This is a genomic window from Burkholderia sp. SIMBA_062 (genome assembly GCF_046534765.1).
Classification (GTDB): Bacteria; Pseudomonadota; Gammaproteobacteria; order Burkholderiales; family Burkholderiaceae; genus Burkholderia; species Burkholderia ambifaria.
On sequence record NZ_JAWRYD010000342.1, the window covers coordinates 1 to 263 of the forward strand.

The 263-nt window shown below is 49.8% G+C and carries 1 protein-coding gene; it reads left to right on the top strand.

From position 1 onward, the window contains the following. Positions 1-95: 95 nt before the first annotated feature. Positions 96-263, top strand: a 168-nt coding sequence (locus tag SB786_RS36610) for a helix-turn-helix domain-containing protein (protein ID WP_410731635.1), incomplete at its 3' end; no start/stop codon positions are given.

A 263-nucleotide genomic window follows, 5' to 3' on the forward strand; every position in this document is an offset into this window, starting at 1 on the left:
ATTGTGTTCCCTTCTATTTTTATTCGCTGTGCAAATTCTGTATCCACTTAGTGAATTTTGACTATACTCCGATCATCTCAGTCGAGCGCAAGTTAATGAGTTCAGAAACTTCGAAAAACCCAGCACCCGAGGGCGAGAAAGATCGCCAATACGTCACCGCCTTGGCCCGCGGGCTTCAGATATTGCGATGCTTCAGCCATGAAAAGCCCGAGCTGACACCCCAGGAAATCGTGCGCATGACTGGCCTCCCGCAGCCTACGATT